The sequence below is a fragment of the Listeria sp. ILCC792 genome (genome assembly GCF_900186135.1).
Classification (GTDB): domain Bacteria; phylum Bacillota; class Bacilli; order Lactobacillales; family Listeriaceae; genus Listeria; species Listeria goaensis.
In genome coordinates, this window is sequence record NZ_FYBO01000001.1 from 397718 (window position 1) to 420564 (window position 22847).

The window sequence follows — 22847 nt, forward strand, 5'->3', positions numbered from 1 at the left end:
ATTTTTAACTAAGCAAACTTTACGAATTTAAATGTAATTCATTTCCAAAATAGATTTTTATCAATATGACTTTCTTAAAAAATACTGATAGAATCTAGAAAAAATGGAGGTTCAAATAAATTGTGCTATATGTTTGTTTTTATTTACAGTTCGATCTTTGGTTCTTTTTTACACGTTTGCGCGCAAAATTCACCACAAAAGAAACCATTTCTATTTCGTCATTCTCATTGCGATTACTGCAAACAGGAAATCTCATTCAAACACATGATTCCAATTGTTTCATATATCGTCCAAAAAGGGAAAACAATTTGCTGTCAAAAAGCGCTACACAAGATGTATTTTTGGCAAGAAATTACTTTTCCAATTTTAATGCTTGTCCTGTATCAATTTTATCTTATGCATCATATCGGTATGGTTCATTTCATTGTATTTCTCTTTTTGTATTATTTTCTTTTAACAGATATTTATTTTCTGCATGTTCCTAACCTTGCATTGGGCTTTTTTCTAACAATAATACTCATTTTTCAATTTTTAAATCAAGCGGTTTTATTCGCTACTATACAACTTATAATTAGCTTTATCGCTTATAGTGCCTGTTATTATTTTGTCAAAAAAGGATTTGGACTAGGGGATATTAAAATATTGATTATTCTAGGTACTGCAGTTGGATTTGCAACAAGTTATAAAATATTTATCTACGCGCTGACAATTGCTGCCATTTCTTTAGGTGTAGCCTGTTTAACCCATAAAATTTCGCGAAAAAAAATGATTCCTTTTGTCCCATTTATATTTCTTGGGTATTTAAGTTATTTATGTTTGAAAGTCGGTGGATTTGAATGAATTTAAAATTGGACGACCCGCCTAGGGAAAAATTAGTAAGGCATGGCCCTGATGCACTAACTCTCTCTGAATTGATGGCTTTAATTATTGAAACAGGAACAAAAAACGAGTCTGTCCTTTCTGTGGCGAATCGGATTGTTATGCGCTTTAGGGAACTGGATAGCGTTCAACACGCTACAATCGAAGAATTTCAAAAAATAAATGGTATCGGCATTGCAAAAGCTGCGAAAATTGTTGCAGCACTTGAAATGGGAAAAAGGCTAAATCAAAACGAAAAAAGCACAACTTATGTGATAAAAACACCGTTTGATGCAGTTTCAATTGTGCAGCCGGAACTTAGTTTTTTATATCAAGAACATTTTCACTGTGTCTTTTTAAATGTTAAAAATCAAATTATTCATCGCGAAACAGTGTTTATCGGTAGTTTAAACATTAGTGTTGTGCACCCACGTGAAGTTTTTCGAATTGCACTAAAATTATCTGCTGCTTCGCTTATTTGTTTTCATAATCATCCATCTGGTGATCCAACGCCTTCACAAGAAGATATCAGAGTCACAAAACGGCTTGCAAATTCTGGTGAGCTATTAGGTATTCGCCTGCTAGACCACATTATTATAGGCAAAAACAGCCATCTTAGTATGAAAGAAAAAAAGTATTTCTAAAGAAAACTTTAATTTTATTTCTTCTTATTAAAAATTAATGCCGTGATGAAACAGTTATGTTATAATGTAATGGTTGTATATGTGTTTAGATAGAAATAGTGGCACTCGAGGGATAAGGTAAACTTAATTTTTGAACTGTGCAAATGTGTCAGCTTCATTGATTACTTATACAAAAGTTAATTTTTGAAAGAAAAGGAGAATACAGATGTTTGGATTTGGAAACAAAGATATCGGCATTGACTTAGGAACTGCGAATACACTTGTATACATGAAAGGAAAGAGCATTGTTTTAAGAGAGCCTTCCGTTGTTGCAATGAAGAAAGACACGCAAGAAATAGTGGCAGTTGGTAATGAAGCTAAAAATATGATTGGTAGAACACCAGGCAATATTGTAGCTATTCGTCCAATGAAGGACGGGGTAATCGCGGATTATGATACAACAGCAGCAATGATGAAGTATTATATCCAAAAAGCTAGCAAAGGAATGAGCGCTAGCAAACCATTTGTAATGATTTGTGTTCCTTCTGGCATCACTGGCGTAGAAAAACGAGCAGTTATTGATGCAACAAGACAAGCTGGGGCAAAAGATGCTTATACAATTGAAGAACCATTCGCTGCAGCAATTGGTGCTGGGCTTCCTGTATGGGATCCGACTGGTAGCATGGTTGTCGATATTGGTGGGGGAACTACTGAAGTTGCTGTTATTTCTCTAGGAGGTATTGTCACAAGCCGTTCAGTACGTACTGCAGGTGATGACCTTGATGAATCTATTATTAATTACATTCGTAAAAAATATAACTTACTTATTGGCGATCGTACTGCTGAGTCCATTAAAATGGAAATTGGTTCTGCCGATGCTACAAATCTCAATTTAGAACCTTTCAGTATACGTGGTCGTGATTTGGTAACAGGCTTACCAAAAACAATCGAAGTAACACCTGAAGAAGTTAGCGAAGCACTATCCGATACCATTTCAGCTATTATTGATGCAGTTAAGAGTACACTTGAAAATACACCACCTGAATTGTCAGCTGATATTATGGATAAAGGTATTGTACTTACTGGCGGAGGTGCGTTACTGCGCAATTTAGACTCTGTCATTTCTGAAGAAACAAAAATGCCTGTAATTATTGCGGATGAGCCGCTTGATTGTGTGGCAATTGGGACAGGGAAAGCACTTGAAAATATGGACTTGTATAAAAAGAAAAAAATGAACTAAATGGAACACTCATTTATTTCAACTAGAAAGTGTTAGCTTCAAATCGAAAAAAGAGGATTAACGAGATGAGGTGTTCATTATGCCACAATTTTTTCTAAATAAGCGTTTAATTATTATGCTGATAGCTATCATTGTTCTTGTGGCCCTTGTCGGTTTTTCTCTCAGAGACAGAGAAAATGCATCGTGGCCTGAACAATTTGTAAAAGATGTTGTTGGTTTTGGAGAAAATGTTGTTTCGAAACCAGCAAGCTTTGTTTCTGGTGTTATAAGTGGCGCGCAAGATTTAAAAAATACTTATACAGAGAATGAGCATTTAAAAGAACGTTTAGAAGAATTGGCGCAACTGGAAAGTGATGTTGCAGATTTACGAAAAGAGAATAAAGAATTAAAGGACTCACTTAATATTCAATCGAGTTTAAGCGATTATGATCCTATAAACGGGTCTGTCATTTCACGTAATCCGACAAATTGGAATGAGCAAGTTGAGATTGATAAAGGTTCAAGAGATGGCGTGAAACCTGATATGGCGGTTGTTACATCAGGTGGGCTAGTTGGGCGAATAACGACAACTGGTGCAAAGTCATCAACTGTTGAGCTATTGACATCGTCTGACACGCGTAATCGTGTTTCGGCAATGGTTCAAGGTAGCGCCTCGGCTTATGGGATTATTAATGGTTATAATAGTGATGATAAGTTATTGGAATTAAAACAATTACCTTATGATATGAAGTTTACGAAAGGCCAAAAGATTGTGACGTCGGGACTTGGTGGGAAATTCCCATCTGGCATTTTTATTGGAACCATTGAAAAAGTTGAAACAGATAAAATGGGATTGTCACAAACTGCTTATGTAAAGCCAGGTGCTGATATGTATGATTTAAATCATGTGACGATTTTAAAACGTACTGCGGAAACTTCTACGTCTGGTGATGAAAATACTGATTCGTCTGGAGGCAATTAGTCATGAATGTCAAGAAAATCATTTGGCTTCCGGCAATCATGATTGGTACTTTTATTTTAGAAGGTGTCGTTAGTCTTCAATTTGGACACGTATTATTTGGAGAAGAGAGATTGTTTATTCCTCATTTTCTTCTTATTATGTTAGTCATTATGACAGCTTTTTACAGACGAAATACGACGCTTATTTATGCATTTACTTTAGGGATTTTATTTGATATTTATTATACGGGTGTTATGGGTATTTACTTTGCTATTTTCCCATTCATCGTTTATATAACAGATAAGTTCTTGAAGGTTTTGCAGAATAATATCGTTCTAGTTGGCTTGATAGCTGTTTTTAATGTTATATTATGTGAAGTACTTGTTTATGCGTTTTATTATTTAATTGGAACAACGACAATGAGTTTCCCGGAATTCATTGATTATAGATTGTGGACAACGCTTATATTGAATTTTGCTTTTTATTTAGTTGTTTTCTTTCCGTTCCGATATTTCTTATTCAAATTAAAAAAATCTGAATCCTAATAAAAACAGCTAAAATCGTGTGAGTCATTATCAAGTATGGAAGGTTGCTATGCTTGATAAGCACGATTAAGCTGTTTTTTATGTTAAAGAGATAAAAGTTCTGCTATAATAAAACAAGCAATCGGTTTTAAGAAAATGAGTTTAGCGGGGTGATATGGGAATGAAAAAGAATGTCCAAATGAAAGGAACAAAAGAAGGTATTCAAATTTTCTTAAGCGACACTGCAAGTATTAACGAACTAGAAGCAGAATTGATTAGCCTTTTAAAAGAACAAAAAACAGCACCTTATTCTGGCGAGAAACTTTCGGTCCAAGTCCAAATTGGGAACCGGCTTTTTTCAGAAGAGGAAGAGGCTAGAATTGCGAAAATTATCGTTCAAAATAGCCAAATGAAGATTGGTGCTTTTTATAGTAACGTGATGACGAAGGCGGATGCGAAAAAGTGGAAAGAAGCAGATCAAATCTATTCGCTCGCAACAATCATTCGGTCTGGGCAGGTTATTCAAGTTACAGGTGATGTGCTTCTTATTGGTGACATTAATCCTGGTGGGCAAATACGGTCAACTGGAAATATTTTTGTCTTAGGGCAGATTAAAGGAATTGTACACGCTGGTTTTGAAGGCGATAAAGATTCGGTCATTGCTGGTAAATTCTTATATCCTTCGCAAGTGCGTATTGCGGAAAAGTTTTTTGGCTTTGATAGTGAAGATTATAAGGATATCGCGGATACGGAACTATTTTCAGCCTATATTCGCGAAGATGAAATCATAATTGATGACATACATAAAATTAGGAAAATTAGACCTGAAATTTCGAATTTTGAGGGAGGACGATAAACATGGGTGAGGCTATAGTCATTACTTCTGGGAAAGGTGGCGTTGGAAAAACAACTTCAACTGCCAATCTAGGAACAGCACTTGCACTTCAAGGCAAAAAAGTCTGCTTGGTTGATATGGATATTGGCCTTCGAAACTTAGATGTAGTACTTGGACTGGAAAACCGAATTATTTACGATTTAGTAGATGTAATCGAAGGGAGATGCAAGATTCATCAAGCTTTAATTAAAGATAAGCGTTTTGATGATTTACTGTTTCTTTTACCAGCTGCGCAAACTACGGATAAAACAGCTGTAAGTGCTGATCAAATGAAAACGTTAATCGATGAGCTAAAACCGGATTACGAATATATTTTAATTGATTCACCTGCAGGTATAGAAACTGGATATAAAAATGCTGTAGCTGGAGCTGATAAAGCCATTGTTGTTACAACACCTGAAATTTCTGCGGTTCGTGATGCAGATAGAATTATTGGTTTACTCGAAAATGAAGATATCGAGCCACCAAAATTAATTATTAATCGTATCCGTACACAAATGATGCAAAATGGGGATGTTATGGATATTGATGAAATTACAACGCATTTGTCCATCGAACTTCTAGGTATTATTATTGATGACGATGAGGTTATTCGTTCTTCAAATAGTGGCGATCCAGTTGCAATGTTACCGAATAATCGGGCATCACAAGGCTATAGAAACATTGTACGCCGCATTTTAGGCGAATCCATTCCACTTATGTCGATTGAAACTAAAAAAGAAGGCTTTTTTGCACGGTTAAAAAAACTTTTTAGTGGTAAATAATAGATGAGACAGGCCCTCTGAAAAGGGGGCTTTTTTTAAAGAAGGTGGGGATTTTAATGCCGCAACTTATTATTAATGCAAAAAATACGGAAAAACGAATTGCTGTCACTCATAATAAACAATTGGTTGATTTTCAACTTTTTCGGCCGAGCCAAAATGCTCAAGTAGGTCATATTTTTTTAGCGCAAATTGAAAAGATTGATAAAAAATTAGATGCTGCTTTTTTGAATCTTGGGTTTGAAAAGGGCTTCCTACATTTAAAAGACTTGCCTGAATACGTTGCCGCAACGCAAGGCGCACGTTTGCTTGTACAAGTTGTTCGAATGGGGTCGAAAACAAAATTGCCTCTTGTTACGGGGATTGTCGAGGTTTCAAATTCTTATTTGGTTTATATGAAAGGAAAATCATATGTATCGGTTTCAAAGCGCATAACTGAAAATGAGAAAACGAGGTTACGGGACACAGTGACCAATATTTTAAAGCCAGAAGAAGCGGTTATTATCCGTTCTGATGCGGAAAATTTGGCGGAAGCGGAGCTTTTTTCGCACTTGGAAGAATTGCGCGGGGAATTCGCTTTGCTTGAGCAGAAAGCGGCGAAACAAAAGCGTCCGGGACTTATTCATGCATCAGAAGATTTATTTTTTGAAAAAATCACACGTTTTATCGAGGCTTATCAGGTGAAAGAAGTTTTTTCTGATGTTTCCTTTCCGTTTGCTACAAAGTTAGTGGCAGACGATGATATTTTTGATACGTTTAAGCTGAGCGGGAGCCTTGTCAAATTGTTGCAGCCTATCGTTCATCTAAAAAACGGGTCTTCCTTGTTTATTGAAAAAACCGAAGCAATGTGGGTGATTGATGTGAATTCAGGGAGCTTTTCAGGTGATTTCACGAAGGAAAAAACAGTATCAAAAGTGAATTTTGAAGCTATTCCTGAAATTTTACGTCAAATGCGCCTGCGACAAATTAGTGGGTTTATTGTGATTGACTTTATTGGTGGTATGTCTGATGTTGATCATGCAAAACTTTTGGAGGAAATGGAACGTTTGGTGAGAGAAGAACTCGTGACAACACAAGTTGCTGGTTTTTCGAAAACAGGGCTTATGCAACTAACACGGCGAAAAAAAGAGGCCTCTCTTCTTGAAATCACTTCTGATGTATGTCCAAGTTGCAAAGGGATAGGGCATGTGAAATCTGCCAATTCACTTGCGTATGAACTCGAACGAGAGCTTAAAACATATAACCTTAGTTCGCTTAATTTTATTTTAATCATCACAACGGAAGCTGTTTTATCTGCTTTTTTAGATTTAGGCGTTTTAGCTGACGCACCAATTGACTGGGAAATTGCAGATGAAACGGTATCTTTTTATCAAATTGCGCGAGTAGAATAAAGATTGACACTAGAGACTCTGTATGATATTATTTTACTGTTATGTTTGTAGCGCACCACGCTACAACCGCACAGAATTGGGTCAAGTGCATTTTTGCCCCCAACGATGGCGAGTCTGAGTATGAGGAGGTGCAAGTATGTACGCAATTATTGAAACTGGTGGGAAACAAATCAAAGTGGAAGCTGGCCAAGAAATCTATGTTGAGAAATTAGCAGGAGAAGTTGGTGATGTGGTAACTTTTGATAAAGTTCTTTTCGTAGGCGGCGATGCAGCTAAGGTGGGTGTTCCTTTTGTTGAAGGAGCAACTGTTACGGCTAAGCTTACAAAACAAGGTCGCGCTAAGAAACTTACGGTTTATAAATATAAACCTAAGAAGAACTACCACAAAAAACAAGGTCATCGTCAACCTTACACAAAATTAACGATTGATGCAATCAATGCTTAATTTGAAAGGACGAAACCATGATTCAAGTCAATATTAATTGGAAAAATGAACAAATTGTTTCGTTTACAATGAGTGGACATGCTGATTTTGCGGAAAATGGGAGAGATCTTGTTTGTGCAGGGGCGTCATCCATTGTTTTTGGAATGATTGGTGCTTTAGAAGATATGGAAGGTGTTCCCCCGATTTTTGAAGAGGAATCCGGTTATCTTTTTTACACAGTTCCAGAAGAATTTGTAGCAAACAGTAATGTTCAAATCCTATTAAATGGAATGGTGAATCAACTTAGGTCATTAGCGTACAGCTATCCTGATCATATTAAAATAAACTCCAAATAGGAGGTGTATTTCATGTTAAAATTTGATATTCAACATTTTGCCCACAAAAAAGGCGGTGGTTCCACTTCCAATGGTCGTGATTCCGAGTCTAAACGTCTAGGAGCGAAACGTGCAGACGGTCAATTCGTTACTGGCGGTTCCATCCTTTATCGTCAACGTGGAACAAAAATTTATCCAGGAACTAACGTTGGTCGTGGAGGCGATGATACACTTTTCGCTAAAACTGACGGCGTCGTACGTTTTGAACGTATGGGTCGTGACAAGAAAAAAGTTAGTGTTTATCCTGCTGCGCAAGAAGCGTAAAATCAAAACCGAGGTGTTTATCACCTTGGTTTTTTTATGTGAAAATATTTCTGTCATAGCTGAAAATCGTTACATAAGAATGAAATATATCCTTCCCACATGTGAAAAATATAGCAAGTTCATTCGTTGACAGCGCTTTCCTAGTGTGATTTAATAGAACCAAGTTAATCAACTTGTCAGGAGAAGAGATGACAATCAGAACGGCAATTTTCATAATTTGCCAATGTTTTGGTTGTCATTCTTTTTTTGAAATAAAATGAAGTTTGGCTTGTTCGTTAAGGGGAATAAAAGAAAGACGGACCAAACTTAAGGATAAAAAGGAGATGTTCTAAATGATTGACACTAGTTTAGGCACACAGTTCTTAGGAGAGTTACTGGGGACTGCTGTACTGGTACTTTTTGGGGGAGGCGTTGTAGCTGGCGTTTCACTCAAATGGTCTAAAGCTGAGAATGCAGGCTGGGTCGTTGTTGCGATTGCCTGGGGACTCGCCGTTACAATGGGCGTTTATGTTTCCGGTTACATGAGCATGGCGCACTTAAATCCTGCTGTAACCGTTGGAATGGCGCTTGCAGGAGCATTCCCTTGGGACTATGTTCTCCCGTATATTGCCGCTCAGTTTATCGGCGCATTTATTGGGGCAACACTCGTCTGGTTACACTACTACCCGCACTGGAAAAAAACAGAAGATAAAGCGACAAAATTAGGCGTTTTCTCAACTGCACCAGCAATTCGGCATTATACATCTAACTTTTTTGGTGAAGCATTAGGTACTTTTATTTTAGTTTTTGGGTTATTATCTTTAGGAGCGAACCAATTTGCTAACGGCTTGAATCCACTTGCTGTTGGCGGACTAATCGTTGTAATTGGTATGAGTCTAGGTGGAACGACAGGTTATGCCATTAATCCCGCTCGTGATTTAGGACCGCGTATTGCTCACTTTGTTTGGCCAATTTCGGGAAAAGGTGGCTCAGATTGGTCTTATTCTTGGGTCCCAGTCCTTGGACCAATTTTAGGCGGAGGACTTGGAGCACTTGTTTATAACGCTGTCGTAAATAAAGACATGGGTGTCTGGTTATGGGTTTTTGCGGCATTATTCGTACTCGTTTTAATTTTTGCAATGACAATCGACAAGAAAAAAGATTTAGTATAATACACATAAGATAATCTGGGGATGAGCGTATCCCCAAAATACTTAAAGGAGGCAATTGTAGTGGAAAAAAAATACATTTTAGCGCTCGATCAAGGGACAACCAGTTCACGGGCAATGATTATTGATAGTGACGGCGAAGTTATTGGGGTAGAACAAGAAGAATTTGAACAAATTTTCCCAAAGCCAGGTTGGGTGGAACATAATGCAAACGAAATTTGGGCTTCCATACTAGCCGTCATTGCAGGCGTTCTGTTGAAAACGAATATTTCCTCTAAACAAATTGCGGGTATCGGGATTACTAACCAACGTGAAACAGCTGTTGTTTGGGATAAGGAAACTGGAAATCCAATCTATAATGCAATTGTTTGGCAATCGCGCCAAACGGCAGACATTTGTAAGGAGCTAAAAGAAGCAGGCAAGGAAGATATGGTTCGTGAAAAAACGGGTCTTTTAATTGACGCTTATTTTTCAGGTACGAAAGTTCGGTGGATTTTAGACAATGTGGAAGGCGCACAAGAACGCGCTGAAAATGGGGAATTACTATTTGGAACGATTGATAGTTGGCTTGTTTGGAAATTAACTGGCGGAAAAGCTCATGTCACAGATTATTCTAACGCATCACGTACACTGCTCTACAATATTTATGATTTGAAATGGGACGATGAACTACTGGATATGTTAAATATTCCAAAATCGATGCTTCCTGAAGTTCGTCCTTCTTCTGAGGTTTATGAAACAACCGTACCTTACCATTTCTTTGGCGAGGAAGTCCCAGTGGCAGGCATTGCCGGTGACCAGCAATCTGCTTTATTCGGACAAGGTTGTTTTGAAAGTGGTATGGCGAAAAATACGTATGGAACGGGTTGCTTCTTGCTCATGAATACTGGAGAAAAGGCAGTTCGGTCTGAAAATGGCTTGCTGACAACACTTGCATGGGGATTAGATGGAAAAGTGGAGTATGCGCTAGAAGGTAGTATTTTCGTTGCTGGATCAGCTATTCAGTGGTTACGCGATGGTTTACGTATGTTACGTCAATCAAGCGACTCACAAGGCTATGCAGAAAAGATTGAGTCCTCTGATGGTGTTTATGTCGTACCGGCGTTTGTTGGACTAGGCGCACCATATTGGGATTCAGATGTGCGTGGTGCTGTTTTCGGATTAACGCGCGGCACAGAGAAAGAGCAATTTGTTCGGGCGACTCTTGAATCACTGGCGTATCAAACACGTGATGTGCTTCATGCGATGGAGGAAGACTCGAAGATTAAGCTTAAAGCCCTTCGTGTTGATGGAGGTGCTTCCGCAAACGATTTTCTGATGCAGTTCCAGGCGGACATTTTGAATGTTCCAGTTGAGCGGCCAGACAATTTGGAGACGACCGTTTTAGGCGCTGCGTATTTGGCGGGTCTTGCGGTTGGTGTTTGGGAAGACAAAAACGAAATCGTCAAACGTTGGAAACTCGACAAGAAATTTGAAGTTGAAATGAAGGACGATGAACGCGAAACGCTATATGAAGGCTGGCACAAAGCTGTTAAAGCGGCGCAAGCATTTAAATAAGAAAAGAAGAGGTGTTAGGATGTTTCTAGCACCTTTTTTTGTGCGCGTAAATAAAATGTTGTGTGATTGGCAATTTTATTGATATAATGTTAAATAAGACTTTTAAAGAACGGGAGATTAAAACGATATGTTTGTAGATCAGGTTAAGATAAATGTAAAAGCGGGGAATGGCGGCGATGGTATGGTTGCTTTTCGTCGCGAGAAATTCGTTCCAAATGGTGGACCTGCTGGTGGCGACGGTGGCAAAGGGGCCAATGTTGTTTTTCAAGTAGATGAAGGATTGCGTACTTTAGTCGATTTTCGTTTTAAACGCAAATTTAAAGCGGAACACGGAGAAAACGGAATGAGTAAAAGTATGCATGGACGTGGTGCAAGCGATTTAGTTATCCCTGTCCCGCCTGGTACGCTTGTGAAAGATCTTGATACGGACGAAACGATTGCAGATTTAGTGGCACACGGACAGCGTGCTATTATCGCCAAAGGTGGACGCGGGGGACGCGGAAATAAACGTTTTGCAACACCAGCGAATCCTGCACCAGAGCTATCTGAAAACGGAGAACCGGGACAAGAACGCAATATTCAGCTTGAATTAAAAGTGCTTGCTGATGTGGGGCTAGTTGGATTCCCAAGCGTTGGGAAATCAACACTACTTTCAATTGTTTCTGCGGCGCGCCCAAAAATTGCTGCGTATCATTTTACGACGCTTGTTCCAAACTTAGGTATGGTGGATACAGGCGATGGTCGTAGTTTTGTAATGGCTGACTTGCCGGGGCTCATTGAAGGCGCGAGCCAAGGTGTTGGTTTAGGACACCAATTTTTACGCCACATTGAACGGACGCGTGTCATTGTACACGTCGTAGATATGTCTGGTGCGGAAGGCCGCGAACCTTATGAAGATTTCGTGACGATAAATAAGGAGCTTGAAGACTACAATTTACGCCTTTTAGAGCGTCCGCAAATCGTCGTGGCGAACAAGATGGATATGCCGGATGCTGAACTTAATTTGCAAAAATTCAAAGAAAAACTAGACGAGGATATTCCCGTTTTTCCAATCTCAGCTTTAACTAAAACAGGGTTGAATGCTCTCCTACTCGCTATCGCTGACAAGCTGGAAACAACGCCTGAATTCCCGCTCGATGAACTGCTCGAAAAAGAAGAAGAAAATACGGTGTTATATAAATTTGAAGCAGAAGAACCTGATTTTGTCATTTCACGTGACCCAGACGGCGCTTTTGTGTTAAGTGGTGAAAAAGTAGAGCGACTATTTGCGATGACAAACTTCGAAAGAGATGCTTCGATTAATCGCTTTGCAAGACAGCTCCGTGCGATGGGCGTTGATGAGGAACTCCGTAAGCGCGGTGCGGAAGATGGCGACACCGTTCGCCTGCTTGATTTTGAATTCGAATTCCAAGAGTAACCGGCGCCGTTTTGGCGTAGAAAACTAAAATCAGGCTGATAAACATGTTTATCAGCCTGATACTTGGTTAGAAAGGAGCGTTTACCTTATGAAAATTGCTTATCTTGGACCTGCGGCTTCTTTTACGCATAGTGCGGCGAAGAGTGCTTTTCCTACGGCTGATTTAATTCCTGCTGCCTCTATTCCAGAGTGCATTATGACGATTCAAAATAACGAAGTCGATGCGGCTGTCGTTCCTGTTGAAAACACGATTGAAGGTGGCGTAAATATTACGCTTGATTACTTGTTTCACTTTTCAAATGTGCCTATTCAGGCGGAACTTGTTTTGCCCATTGCCCAACATGTTATGGTACATAAAATGAATGCGGCTTCTTGGCAGTCTGTTCAAAAAGTCATGAGTCACCCACAAGGGCTCGCACAATGTGAGACTTTTTTGAAAGAAGAATTATACGGCGCGGTGCGCGAAGCAACTCCTTCTACGGCTTATGCTGCTAAATGGGTGAGTGAACATGAAAATGAACTTGTGGCGGCTATTGCACCGCGTATGGCGGCTTTAGAATACGGACTTCAAATTGTGAAGGAAAATGCGCAAGATATCGAGTTAAACCAAACGCGTTTTGTCGTTTTAAGTAGGGAAAAGATGTCGATTCCTTTAAAAAAAGAAGAGGAAAAAACGTCCGTGAGCGTTCTTCTACCAAACAATATTCCCGGTGCCTTACATAAAATTTTATCGACGTTTGCTTGGCGGAATATTGATATGAGCAAAATCGAATCGCGTCCGCTGAAAACGGCGCTTGGGGAATATTTCTTTTTAATTGACTTGTTATCGGAAGACAAGGCGGAGCTCGTTCAAAATGCACTCGAAGAAATTCGCTTGCTAGGCGGGAAGGCAAGTGTTTTGGGGATTTATAACGTGTATCGGATTTTAAATTGAAGGGAGGCAATGTGAGATGGAAATTTTAATTGAGAAGATGCAGCAAGATGATTATGTAGAGGTTGCGGCCATTCATTTAGAAGGCATTAAATCAAAAAATGCCACGTTTCTCACTGAGCCGCTCACCTTTTATGAATGGGATGCAAAATACCTCAAGGACTGCCGCTTCGTTGCGAAAAAAGCGGGGGAAGTCATTGGCTGGGCAGCACTTTTGCCTTTTTCAAGCATGCCAAGTTACCGTGGTGTTGCTGAAATAAGTATTTATATTGCGAAGGCTGCACAAGGAATGGGCGTTGGCAAGGCGCTTATGAGAAGCTTGATTACGGAGAGTGAAAAAGCGGGCTTTTGGACGCTGACATCGCTTGTTTTTCCGGAAAATCAGGCGAGCATTGCGCTCCATCACAAATTTGGTTTTGAAACACTTTGTATACATAAAAATTTAGGGAAGATGGATGGTGTTTTTCGGGATGTTGCTCTTTTAGAACGCCGAAATCAAGCTTTTTAAGCGAATTTTTGAAGGAAACGGAGAAACAAAAAATGAAAATTTTATTCATAGGTGATTGTGTCGGTTCGATTGGTCGTGAGATGATTACGGAATATTTGCCGAAATTAAAGCAGAAATACAAACCTACTGTGACGATTGTGAATGGTGAAAATTCTGCATCTGGTCGTGGTATCACAGAAAAAATTTATAAAACCTTTTTAGAGCAAGGGGCGAATGCCGTTACGCTTGGCAATCATGGTTTTGATAATCGTGATGTGTTTGAGTTTATTGATGAGGCGAAATATTTAGCGCGCCCAGCAAACTACCCGGCAGGTACGCCTGGAACGGGCATTGTGTATGTGAAAGTAAATGAAACGCTTGTTGCGGTGATTAACTTGCAGGGGCGCACGTTTATGGGGCAAGATTTGAAAGATCCATTTGAAATGATTGATACGCTCGTTACTGAAGCCACTAAAAAAACGAATGTCATTTTTGTTGATTTCCACGCGGAAACAACGAGTGAAAAAGAAGCGATGGGTTGGCATTTAGATGGACGTGTTTCAGCTGTTGTTGGTACACATACGCATGTGCAAACTGCGGATAATCGCATTTTGCCAGAAGGCACGGCCTATTTAACAGATGCGGGAATGACTGGACCGTATGATGCGATTCTTGGTATGAATAAAGAAGCGGTGCTGCGCCGCTTTAAAACACAGCTGCCAACGCGATTTGAAGTACCAAAAGAAGGACGCGGCGTATTATCTGGTTGCTTAATAACTTTAGACGAAAAAACAGGACGTGCTTCCAAAATTGAACGTATTTTAATCAATGATGATCATCCATTTTATGAATAAAAGAGGGGTGTAAGCATGCCGTATAAGAAAGAAGATATTTTGAAAAAAGCTGCGGAATTAAAAGAAGCGCTTGAACATACAGAGGAAATCGAATTTTATAAAAAAGCGGAAGAGCAAATTAATGCGAACCAAAAAGTGCAGGCTAAAATCGCAGAGATTAAACAGCTGCAAAAACAATCCGTCAACCTTGAACATTACGGAAAGTATGAAGCAATGAAACAGTCAGAAGCAAAAATTGAAGAATTAAAAAAAGAAATTGATGATTTGCCTGTTGTGAGGGAATTTAGACGTGCCCAAAGCGACGCCAATGATTTGCTCCAAACGATTACGGATTCGATTTACAGTGAATTGAAAAAAGATCTAGACTGATGACAAAAAACGTCATCAGTCTGTTTATTTTTTAATCGATAAAAAATTTATGGTATAATATAAAGATGAAAAAAACGCGATGAAGTAAGGGATGATGTAGAAAATGACAACGTACACACCAATGATGCAACAATACTTGAGTATTAAGGAGAACTATCAAGATGCTTTCCTTTTCTTTCGCTTAGGTGATTTTTATGAAATGTTTTTTGAAGATGCGTTAAATGCATCGCAAATTTTAGAAATTACACTAACTGGGCGTGAAGGCGGAGGAGAAGGTAAAATCCCAATGTGTGGTGTACCTTATCATTCAGCAAGTGGCTATATTGATACATTGATTGAAAAAGGTTATAAAGTAGCGATATGCGAACAAGTAGAAGACCCAAAAACGACAAAAGGCATGGTAAAACGAGAAGTTGTTCAGCTGATTTCTCCCGGGACCGTGATGGACGAAAAAGGGTTGAAAGAGAAGGAAAACAACTACATCGCGGCTTTTTATTTATACGAGGATAAAGAATTTGGCTTTGCCTACTGTGACCTATCAACCGGGGAACTCAAATCGACCGTTTTAGAATCACGCGAAGATCGTTTATTAAATGAACTCACAACGCTTTCTGCAAAAGAACTTGTGGCTCGTAAAGATGACGCGCTCCTTCTATCTGAGGAACTGACTAAACAAATGGGGCTGCTTATCTCAAATCATGAAGAAACGGAAGGCTGTGAGCTGGCGAATAAACTTATTGACCGCATCACTGCTCTTTCGGAGAAAAAAGCGATTGCCTTATTACTGAACTACCTTTCTGATACACAAAAACGCGATTTAGGGCACCTTCAAAAAGCTGTTCACTACGAAACGAGCCACTTCATGAAAATGGACTACTATTCTAAGCGCAACTTGGAACTCTCGGAATCGATTCGTGGCAAAGGACGCGTGGGGACGCTTTTATGGTTGCTAGACCATACAAAAACAGCAATGGGCGGACGCTTACTCAAACAATGGATTGACCGCCCGCTTATTGATCATGAAATGATTACTGGGCGTCAAAATGATGTAGAAGAATTGATGAAACATTTCTTCGAGCGCGTTGAACTTGTTGAAAACTTAAAAAATGTCTATGACTTGGAACGCTTATCTGGCCGGGTTGCATACGGAAATGTCAATGCTCGCGACCTAGTTCAGCTCCGCAATTCACTGTTTCAAATTCCGAAGATTAAAGCTGTACTTACGAACATGGAAGGCGCCAAACATTTAAATAGTTTAGGTGAAAAACTTGATCCATGTGAGGACCTTACTGACTTACTTGAAAAAGCTGTAATTGATTCCCCGCCGATTTCGATTCGGGAAGGGGGCATTATTCGCGATGGCTACAACGATGAACTTGATACATACCGCGATGCCAGCCGAAACGGGAAGACTTGGATTGCTGAACTGGAACGGAAGGAGCGCGAACTCACGGGGATTAAATCGCTTAAAGTGGGCTTCAATCGGGTGTTCGGCTACTATATTGAAGTGACTCGCGCCAATACCCATTTATTACAAGAGGGGCGTTATGAGCGAAAACAAACGCTGACGAATGCCGAACGTTATATTACTCCAGAGCTAAAAGAGAAGGAAAAACTGATTTTAGATGCGGAAGAAAAAAGTGTTGAGCTTGAGTACAAATTGTTTACGGAAGTTCGGGAAATTGTCAAAGACTACATCGAGCGGCTTCAAGCGCTTGCAAAGGCGGTAAGTGAAATTGATTGCTTGCAAAGCTTTGCTGAAATTAGCGAAAAAAACCGCTTTATTCGCCCGGAGTTAAGCGCAGACGGCAAGCTCGAAATTGTTCAAGGTCGCCATCCGGTCGTTGAAAAAGTAATGGGCGCACAGAGCTATGTCGCCAATGATTGCCTGATGAACGAGAATCGCGAAATCCTGCTCATTACAGGACCGAACATGTCGGGGAAAAGTACGTATATGCGTCAAGTCGCGCTAACGGCAATCTGCGCGCAAATTGGCTGTTTTGTTCCTGCAGAGCGTGCGACACTTCCTATTTTCGATCAAGTCTTCACACGAATTGGGGCGGCAGACGATTTAATCGCTGGCCAGAGTACCTTTATGGTGGAAATGCTTGAAGCGCGCAATGCGATTGTGCATGCAACAGCAAATAGCTTAATTTTATTCGATGAAATTGGTCGCGGGACGGCAACTTACGATGGTATGGCGCTCGCTCAGGCGATTATTGAGTACATTCACAGCGAAGTCCATGCCAAAACGTTATTTTCAACCCACTACCATGAACTGACGGTTTTAGATGACGAATTACCAAAACTGCGCAATATTCATGTTAGTGCGGTAGAGGAAAATGGAAAAGTCGTTTTTCTTCATAAGATTAATGAAGGTCCAGCAGATAAGAGTTACGGGATTCATGTAGCGGAGCTTGCGGAATTGCCGGCCCCTTTAATTAAGCGTGCTTCCGAGATTTTGGCAACGCTTGAAGCGGAAGGGAATCAACTGGTCGCTGCTCCAAAAGAAGAAACTAAGGCTGATGTATCTGACGATATGCAGTTGCCGCTGTTTGAAATGGAAACGCCGGTTAAGCAGCAAGCAGCAAGTAGTTTGGTTGAAAAAGAAATTAAAAAATTGAATTTGATGCAGATGACGCCAATGGACGCAATGAACAAATTGTATGAACTACAAAGCAAATTATAAAGGGTTGTGATTTTATGGCCAAAATTATTGAATTAACAGACGACCTATCGAACAAAATTGCTGCAGGTGAAGTGGTTGAACGACCTGCTTCGGTCATCAAGGAACTCGTAGAAAACGCGATTGATGCGGGAAGCACTGTCATTGACATCTTAATAGAAGAAGCTGGTCTGACAAAAATGACGGTCATCGATAACGGCGCAGGCATTGATCCAGAAGACGTTTCAACAGCCTTTTTGCGCCATGCAACGAGCAAAATAAAAAACGAAAATGATTTATTCCGTGTGCACACGCTAGGGTTTAGAGGAGAAGCTCTTCCGAGTATCGCTTCTGTGGCTCGCGTTGAAATGACAACTTCAACGGGGGAAACTGGGACAAAAATTGTCATCGAAGGTGGTCGCGAAAAAGAAAAGCATAGTGATTCGGCAAGGCGCGGGACGCAAATTGAAGTAAGCGATCTTTTCTACAATACGCCAGCGCGCTTAAAATATTTAAAAAGTTTGCCAACTGAACTCGGAAACATTACAGATGTTGTCAACCGTCTAGCGCTTGCGCATCCTGAAATTAGTTTCCGCCTGAGTCATAATGGCAAGCCACTTTTAAATACGAGCGGCAATAATGATTTACGCCAAGTCATTGCGGCGATTTATGGCGTGCAAATTGCCAAGAAAACTGTGCCGATTTCTGCTGAATCACTCGACTTTAAAGTGAGCGGGTACGGGGTTTTACCGGAAGTCAATCGCTCGAATCGCAATTATATTTCAACGATAATTAACGGACGTTTCATTAAAAATTTCGCACTTGTGAAAGCCATTCAGGAAGGCTACCATACGCTATTGCCAATTGGGCGTTTTCCGATTATTGTTTTGCAAATTGAAATGGATCCGATTATCATTGACGTCAATGTGCACCCCGCAAAATTGGAAGTCCGCCTAAGCAAAGAAAAGGAACTCGGTCAGCTGATTACAGCGGCCATCAAAGAAGCTTTTCATAAGCTACAGCTCATTCCAGACGGGAGCGTGTCCAAACGCGAGAAGCTCATTTCGGAACAAACGCAGATTGACTTTGAAGCAGAAAGCGAACCGAAGCGCCAAGAACCACCCACTTTGTTTGAAAAGCCAAATGTCCCAGACTTTATTCCTGAAGAAAAAGGTGTTGAGAATTGGGATTCGATTTTAAAAGAACCGCCTGAAGAGTACGTAACGGACGCGGCCCCTGTGCCAGAAGAAAAGAAGGAGCGCATTCCAAAAATGTATCCGATTGGGCAAATGCATGCGACGTACATTTTGGCGCAAAACGAAGAGGGGCTCTTTATCATCGATCAACATGCGGCGCAAGAACGCATTAAGTACGAATTTTTCCGTGAGAAAATTGGTGAGGTGGAACGCGAGCTACAAGAATTGCTCGTCCCGATTGTCTTAGAATTTTCCAATGATGAATACATTCGTCTAAGTGCTGAAACGGAGCGGCTTAAAGAAGTCGGCGTTTTCTTAGAGTCTTTCGGCCAAAATAGCTTTATTATTCGCGCTCATCCAACCTGGTTTCCAAAAGGAGAAGAGGAGGAGACGCTTCGGGCAATTGTGGATGAGGCGCTCCATGCTCCAAACATTAGCATTCATAAGCTCCGTGAAGACACTGCGATTATGATGAGTTGTAAAAAATCCATCAAGGCGAATCACTATTTGACGACCGCTGATATGGAAGCACTGCTTGATACGCTCCGCGAGGCTAGTGATCCGTTTACTTGTCCGCACGGGAGACCTGTTATTATTAAATATACGACCTATGAGCTTGAAAAAATGTTTAAGCGGGTCATGTAAGGAGAACAATGTGAAGGAATTATTTGGCGGACAAAAAATTATTCCGGCTGCTCATCATCAACGCGATATTGAAAAAATCGCTGAGCAATCTGTGCAGTATATGGTAATGCTTGAAACACATGTGGCACAAGTGAAATCACTCGTTGATTTTGCGAAGTCTACGGGAAAAAAAGTATTGCTCCATGCGGATTTAATTAATGGTTTGAAGAATGATGACTATGCGGTTGATTTTATTTGCCAGCAAATTCGTCCAGATGGCATTATTTCCACACGTGGAAATGTCATTTTAAAGGCCAAACAACATAAAGTCCTGGCCATTCAGCGTTTATTCATGATTGATTCAAGCGCCTACCAAAAAGGCATGAAATTGGTTGAAAAAGTGCAGCCTGATGCGATTGAACTTTTGCCAGGGATTTTACCTGAACAAATTGCAAACATGCATGAAAAGCTTCAAATTCCCATTATTGCTGGCGGATTGATTGAACGGCAAAGCCAAATTGATGCCGTCTTAGCTGCTGGCGCGACTGCAATTACAACTTCTAATAAAGAATTATGGACGAAACAACTCTAAACTAATGCGTATCGTATCAGACTGATGACAAAGGGAAGCTTTACCTCGTCATCAGTCTGTAGTTGTTTTCATGAAAAACAATTATATGAAACAGAAAGCGGTTTCTAAAACTGTACTATAACAAAAATGGTGCTTTTTACTAATACAGGCAAATTAAAATCATTTTTAAAATAAAAATATTTTTTTCCACTAAAGTTAAAACACCTTTAAAACAAGCGATAATAAAGCCATTTGTGCATTATGTAACATAAATGTAATAGAAAAGATTGAAAAAAGATGCGCAAAACTGTAGCATTTTTTTTATTTTATGTTATGATAACAGTATAAATATAACTAACTTTGCTCACTAACAAACGCTCGAAGATGAGCAAAATAACAGGAGGGTTTCCATAATGACTGAACAATGGTATGAATTTACTGGTGGTAACTGGCAAGAAGAAGTAGACGTACGAGATTTCATTTTGAAAAACTATCGCTTATATGAAGGGGACGACAGCTTTTTAGTTGGCCCAACAGACGCAACAAACAAGTTATGGGATCAAGTTATGGACTTAACAAAGCAAGAACGTGAAAACGGCGGCGTTTTGGATATGGATACAAAAATCGTATCGACCATCACTTCACATGACCCAGGATACTTAAACAAAGACTTAGAAAAAGTTGTTGGTTTCCAAACGGACAAACCATTTAAACGTGGTTTACAACCATTCGGTGGTATCCGTATGGCGGAAGTAGCTGCAGAATCTTATGGCTTTAAAGTTGATGAAGAAATCAGCCATATTTTCTCAGAATATCGTAAAACACATAACCAAGGTGTATTTGATGCTTACACTGCTGAAATGCGTGCTGCTCGTAAATCTGGGGTTATTACTGGTTTACCAGATGCTTATGGCCGTGGTCGTATTATCGGGGACTATCGTCGCGTAGCTCTTTACGGCGTTGACTACTTAATTAGCCAAAAGAAACAAGATTTAAATAACACAGGTCTTCGCACTATGAGCGATGATATCATTCGTTTACGCGAAGAAATCAACGAACAAATTCGTGCTCTTCAAGAACTTAAAGTTTTAGGGGAAAAACACGGTTTTGATATTTCTAAGCCAGCAAAAACTGCTCAAGAAGCGTTCCAATGGTTATACTTGGGCTATCTAGCAGCAATTAAAGAACAAAATGGTGCGGCAATGAGTTTAGGACGTACTTCTACATTCCTAGACATCTATGTAGAGCGTGATTTGCGCAACGGCGTTCTTACTGAAGAAGAAGCACAAGAAATTGTGGATCACTTCATCATGAAACTTCGTCTTGTTAAATTTGCTCGTACACCTGACTATAATGACTTATTCTCTGGAGACCCTACTTGGGTAACTGAATCCATCGCCGGAATTAGCGAAGATGGTTTACCGCTTGTAACGAAAAACTCTTTCCGTTTCTTGCATACATTAGACAACTTAGGACCAGCTCCAGAACCAAACTTAACTGTACTTTGGTCTACTGAACTTCCATCAGGATTTAAAAAATTCTGTGCAAAAATGTCGATTAAAACATCTGCTATTCAATATGAAAATGACGATGTTATGCGTCCTAAATGGGGCGACGACTATGCAATCGCATGTTGTGTATCTGCCATGCGTGTTGGTAAACAAATGCAATTCTTTGGCGCTCGTGCGAACTTAGCGAAAACATTGCTATACGCAATTAACGGTGGCGTTGATGAAAAATCAAAAGCACAAGTTGGCCCAGCTTTCCGTCCAATCGAGAGCGATGTTCTTGAATACGACGAAGTAATGGAAAAATATGATGCGATGATGGAATGGATTGCAGAACTTTACCTTAATACATTAAATGTTATTCACTATATGCATGACAAATATTCTTATGAACGCATTGAAATGGCCTTACATGATACACATGTCTTACGTACAATGGCAACTGGTATTGCCGGCTTATCTGTTGCAGCTGACTCACTTTCTGCAATTAAATATGCTAAAGTAACGCCAATTCGTGACGAAGATGGTATCGTGACAGATTACCAAATCGAAGGTGAATACCCTAAATATGGTAACAATGATGACCGTGTAGATGAAATTGCAGTTGACTTACTAAAACGCTTCATGACAAAAGTTAAAAAACACAAAACTTACCGTGATTCTGTTCATACAACTTCTGTTCTTACAATCACTTCGAACGTTGTTTATGGTAAGAAAACTGGTAATACACCAGACGGACGTCGTGCTGGCGAACCATTTGCACCTGGTGCGAACCCAATGCACGGACGCGACACTAAAGGAGCACTTGCTTCCCTTTCTTCCGTAGCAAAATTACCATATGAATATGGTCAAGATGGTATTTCTAACACATTCTCTATCGTACCAAAAGCACTAGGTCGCGAAGATGAATCTCAAATTAATAACTTAGTTGCGATGTTAGACGGTTATTCTAGTAAAATGGGGCATCATTTAAACATCAACGTATTCAATCGTGATACGTTAATGGATGCAATGGATCACCCAGAAAAATATCCGCAATTAACCATTCGTGTTTCTGGATACGCAGTTAACTTCATCAAACTTACTCGTGAACAACAACTAGACGTTATCCACCGTACAATGCACGAAAGCATGTAATTAAAACATTAGATTTCAAAAAAGGGGATGCTAGGCGAGAAGCAGCATCCCCCTTTTTAAAGCCAATC

General features: G+C 39.9%; 22 protein-coding genes and 1 other annotated feature. All 22 genes read left to right on the forward strand.

The window, feature by feature from the left end; all coding sequences use genetic code 11:
- The first annotated feature begins 129 nt into the window (after nt 1-129).
- Nucleotides 130-840, forward strand: a complete 711-nt coding sequence (locus CFS60_RS01900; protein ID WP_088814581.1) for an A24 family peptidase — start codon at nt 130-132, stop codon at nt 838-840.
- Nucleotides 837-1502, forward strand: a complete 666-nt coding sequence (radC, locus tag CFS60_RS01905; protein ID WP_088808901.1) for a DNA repair protein RadC — start codon at nt 837-839, stop codon at nt 1500-1502. The genes CFS60_RS01900 and radC overlap by 4 nt, the downstream gene beginning before the upstream one ends.
- A 205-nt stretch (nt 1503-1707) precedes the next feature.
- Nucleotides 1708-2721, forward strand: a complete 1014-nt coding sequence (locus tag CFS60_RS01910; RefSeq protein ID WP_088808902.1) for a rod shape-determining protein — start codon at nt 1708-1710, stop codon at nt 2719-2721.
- 79 nt (nt 2722-2800) lie between these two features.
- The gene (gene mreC / locus CFS60_RS01915; protein WP_088808903.1) at nt 2801-3682 is read left to right on the forward strand and encodes a rod shape-determining protein MreC; all 882 of its coding nucleotides are present in this window, start codon (nt 2801-2803) and stop codon (nt 3680-3682) included.
- Between the two features lie 2 nt (nt 3683-3684).
- On the forward strand, nt 3685-4206 hold the full coding sequence (gene mreD / locus CFS60_RS01920) for a rod shape-determining protein MreD (protein ID WP_088808904.1): 522 nt from the start codon (nt 3685-3687) through the stop codon (nt 4204-4206).
- Nucleotides 4207-4366: 160 nt separating this feature from the next.
- The gene (gene minC, locus CFS60_RS01925; protein WP_088808905.1) at nt 4367-5041 is read left to right on the forward strand and encodes a septum site-determining protein MinC; all 675 of its coding nucleotides are present in this window, start codon (nt 4367-4369) and stop codon (nt 5039-5041) included.
- 2 nt (nt 5042-5043) lie between these two features.
- On the forward strand, nt 5044-5844 hold the full coding sequence (gene minD / locus CFS60_RS01930; RefSeq protein WP_088808906.1) for a septum site-determining protein MinD: 801 nt from the start codon (nt 5044-5046) through the stop codon (nt 5842-5844).
- A 56-nt stretch (nt 5845-5900) separates the two neighbouring features.
- Complete coding sequence (locus CFS60_RS01935; protein ID WP_088808907.1) at nt 5901-7232, forward strand: ribonuclease E/G; 1332 nt, start codon at nt 5901-5903, stop codon at nt 7230-7232.
- Between the two features lie 54 nt (nt 7233-7286).
- Nucleotides 7287-7358, forward strand: a sequence feature (ribosomal protein L21 leader region).
- A gap of 10 nt (nt 7359-7368) precedes the next feature.
- Entirely contained in the window at nt 7369-7677 is a 309-nt protein-coding gene (gene rplU, locus CFS60_RS01940; protein ID WP_088808908.1) for a 50S ribosomal protein L21, read from the forward strand.
- Between the two features lie 17 nt (nt 7678-7694).
- The gene (locus CFS60_RS01945) at nt 7695-8012 is read left to right on the forward strand and encodes a ribosomal-processing cysteine protease Prp (RefSeq protein WP_088808909.1); all 318 of its coding nucleotides are present in this window, start codon (nt 7695-7697) and stop codon (nt 8010-8012) included.
- A gap of 12 nt (nt 8013-8024) precedes the next feature.
- Nucleotides 8025-8315 (forward strand): 50S ribosomal protein L27, encoded by a 291-nt coding sequence (gene rpmA / locus CFS60_RS01950; protein ID WP_007475125.1) that lies wholly within the window; start codon nt 8025-8027, stop codon nt 8313-8315.
- A 332-nt stretch (nt 8316-8647) separates the two neighbouring features.
- The gene (locus CFS60_RS01955) at nt 8648-9466 is read left to right on the forward strand and encodes an MIP/aquaporin family protein (RefSeq protein ID WP_088808910.1); all 819 of its coding nucleotides are present in this window, start codon (nt 8648-8650) and stop codon (nt 9464-9466) included.
- Between the two features lie 60 nt (nt 9467-9526).
- On the forward strand, nt 9527-11020 hold the full coding sequence (gene glpK, locus CFS60_RS01960; RefSeq protein WP_088808911.1) for a glycerol kinase GlpK: 1494 nt from the start codon (nt 9527-9529) through the stop codon (nt 11018-11020).
- A 127-nt stretch (nt 11021-11147) separates the two neighbouring features.
- On the forward strand, nt 11148-12437 hold the full coding sequence (gene obgE, locus CFS60_RS01965; protein ID WP_088825199.1) for a GTPase ObgE: 1290 nt from the start codon (nt 11148-11150) through the stop codon (nt 12435-12437).
- 88 nt (nt 12438-12525) lie between these two features.
- The gene (pheA, locus tag CFS60_RS01970) at nt 12526-13371 is read left to right on the forward strand and encodes a prephenate dehydratase (protein ID WP_088838758.1); all 846 of its coding nucleotides are present in this window, start codon (nt 12526-12528) and stop codon (nt 13369-13371) included.
- A 16-nt stretch (nt 13372-13387) separates the two neighbouring features.
- A complete protein-coding gene (locus CFS60_RS01975; RefSeq protein ID WP_240310276.1) occupies nt 13388-13876 on the forward strand; it encodes a GNAT family N-acetyltransferase in 489 nt (162 codons plus the stop codon).
- Nucleotides 13877-13908: 32 nt separating this feature from the next.
- Nucleotides 13909-14709: a TIGR00282 family metallophosphoesterase gene (locus tag CFS60_RS01980; RefSeq protein ID WP_088808914.1), complete on the forward strand. Its 801-nt coding sequence runs from the start codon at nt 13909-13911 to the stop codon at nt 14707-14709.
- Between the two features lie 15 nt (nt 14710-14724).
- Nucleotides 14725-15078: a RicAFT regulatory complex protein RicA family protein gene (locus tag CFS60_RS01985; protein ID WP_088808915.1), complete on the forward strand. Its 354-nt coding sequence runs from the start codon at nt 14725-14727 to the stop codon at nt 15076-15078.
- 103 nt (nt 15079-15181) lie between these two features.
- Complete coding sequence (mutS, locus tag CFS60_RS01990) at nt 15182-17767, forward strand: DNA mismatch repair protein MutS (RefSeq protein WP_088838759.1); 2586 nt, start codon at nt 15182-15184, stop codon at nt 17765-17767.
- 14 nt (nt 17768-17781) lie between these two features.
- Nucleotides 17782-19584: a DNA mismatch repair endonuclease MutL gene (gene mutL / locus CFS60_RS01995; protein ID WP_088808917.1), complete on the forward strand. Its 1803-nt coding sequence runs from the start codon at nt 17782-17784 to the stop codon at nt 19582-19584.
- 10 nt (nt 19585-19594) lie between these two features.
- A complete protein-coding gene (locus CFS60_RS02000) occupies nt 19595-20155 on the forward strand; it encodes a glycerol-3-phosphate responsive antiterminator (RefSeq protein ID WP_088808918.1) in 561 nt (186 codons plus the stop codon).
- A gap of 392 nt (nt 20156-20547) precedes the next feature.
- Nucleotides 20548-22779, forward strand: coding sequence for a formate C-acetyltransferase (pflB, locus tag CFS60_RS02005; protein ID WP_088808919.1), 2232 nt, complete (start codon nt 20548-20550; stop codon nt 22777-22779).
- The last annotated feature ends 68 nt before the right edge of the window (nt 22780-22847 follow it).

What these genes read in the sequence shown, in the direction of transcription:
- CFS60_RS01900 (WP_088814581.1), top strand. Translation starts at nt 130, where the DNA reads ATGTTTGTTTTTATTTACAGTTCGATCTTTGGTTCTTTTTTACACGTT.
- CFS60_RS01910 (WP_088808902.1), top strand. Translation starts at nt 1,708, where the DNA reads ATGTTTGGATTTGGAAACAAAGATATCGGCATTGACTTAGGAACTGCG.
- CFS60_RS01955 (WP_088808910.1), top strand. Translation starts at nt 8,648, where the DNA reads ATGATTGACACTAGTTTAGGCACACAGTTCTTAGGAGAGTTACTGGGG.
- pflB (WP_088808919.1), top strand. Translation starts at nt 20,548, where the DNA reads ATGACTGAACAATGGTATGAATTTACTGGTGGTAACTGGCAAGAAGAA.
- mreD (WP_088808904.1), top strand. Translation starts at nt 3,685, where the DNA reads ATGAATGTCAAGAAAATCATTTGGCTTCCGGCAATCATGATTGGTACT.
- pheA (WP_088838758.1), top strand. Translation starts at nt 12,526, where the DNA reads ATGAAAATTGCTTATCTTGGACCTGCGGCTTCTTTTACGCATAGTGCG.
- mutL (WP_088808917.1), top strand. Translation starts at nt 17,782, where the DNA reads ATGGCCAAAATTATTGAATTAACAGACGACCTATCGAACAAAATTGCT.
- rpmA (WP_007475125.1), top strand. Translation starts at nt 8,025, where the DNA reads ATGTTAAAATTTGATATTCAACATTTTGCCCACAAAAAAGGCGGTGGT.
- mreC (WP_088808903.1), top strand. Translation starts at nt 2,801, where the DNA reads ATGCCACAATTTTTTCTAAATAAGCGTTTAATTATTATGCTGATAGCT.
- CFS60_RS01985 (WP_088808915.1), top strand. Translation starts at nt 14,725, where the DNA reads ATGCCGTATAAGAAAGAAGATATTTTGAAAAAAGCTGCGGAATTAAAA.
- CFS60_RS01945 (WP_088808909.1), top strand. Translation starts at nt 7,695, where the DNA reads ATGATTCAAGTCAATATTAATTGGAAAAATGAACAAATTGTTTCGTTT.
- mutS (WP_088838759.1), top strand. Translation starts at nt 15,182, where the DNA reads ATGACAACGTACACACCAATGATGCAACAATACTTGAGTATTAAGGAG.
- radC (WP_088808901.1), top strand. Translation starts at nt 837, where the DNA reads ATGAATTTAAAATTGGACGACCCGCCTAGGGAAAAATTAGTAAGGCAT.
- minD (WP_088808906.1), top strand. Translation starts at nt 5,044, where the DNA reads ATGGGTGAGGCTATAGTCATTACTTCTGGGAAAGGTGGCGTTGGAAAA.
- CFS60_RS01975 (WP_240310276.1), top strand. Translation starts at nt 13,388, where the DNA reads ATGGAAATTTTAATTGAGAAGATGCAGCAAGATGATTATGTAGAGGTT.
- CFS60_RS01980 (WP_088808914.1), top strand. Translation starts at nt 13,909, where the DNA reads ATGAAAATTTTATTCATAGGTGATTGTGTCGGTTCGATTGGTCGTGAG.
- rplU (WP_088808908.1), top strand. Translation starts at nt 7,369, where the DNA reads ATGTACGCAATTATTGAAACTGGTGGGAAACAAATCAAAGTGGAAGCT.
- minC (WP_088808905.1), top strand. Translation starts at nt 4,367, where the DNA reads ATGAAAAAGAATGTCCAAATGAAAGGAACAAAAGAAGGTATTCAAATT.
- CFS60_RS01935 (WP_088808907.1), top strand. Translation starts at nt 5,901, where the DNA reads ATGCCGCAACTTATTATTAATGCAAAAAATACGGAAAAACGAATTGCT.
- obgE (WP_088825199.1), top strand. Translation starts at nt 11,148, where the DNA reads ATGTTTGTAGATCAGGTTAAGATAAATGTAAAAGCGGGGAATGGCGGC.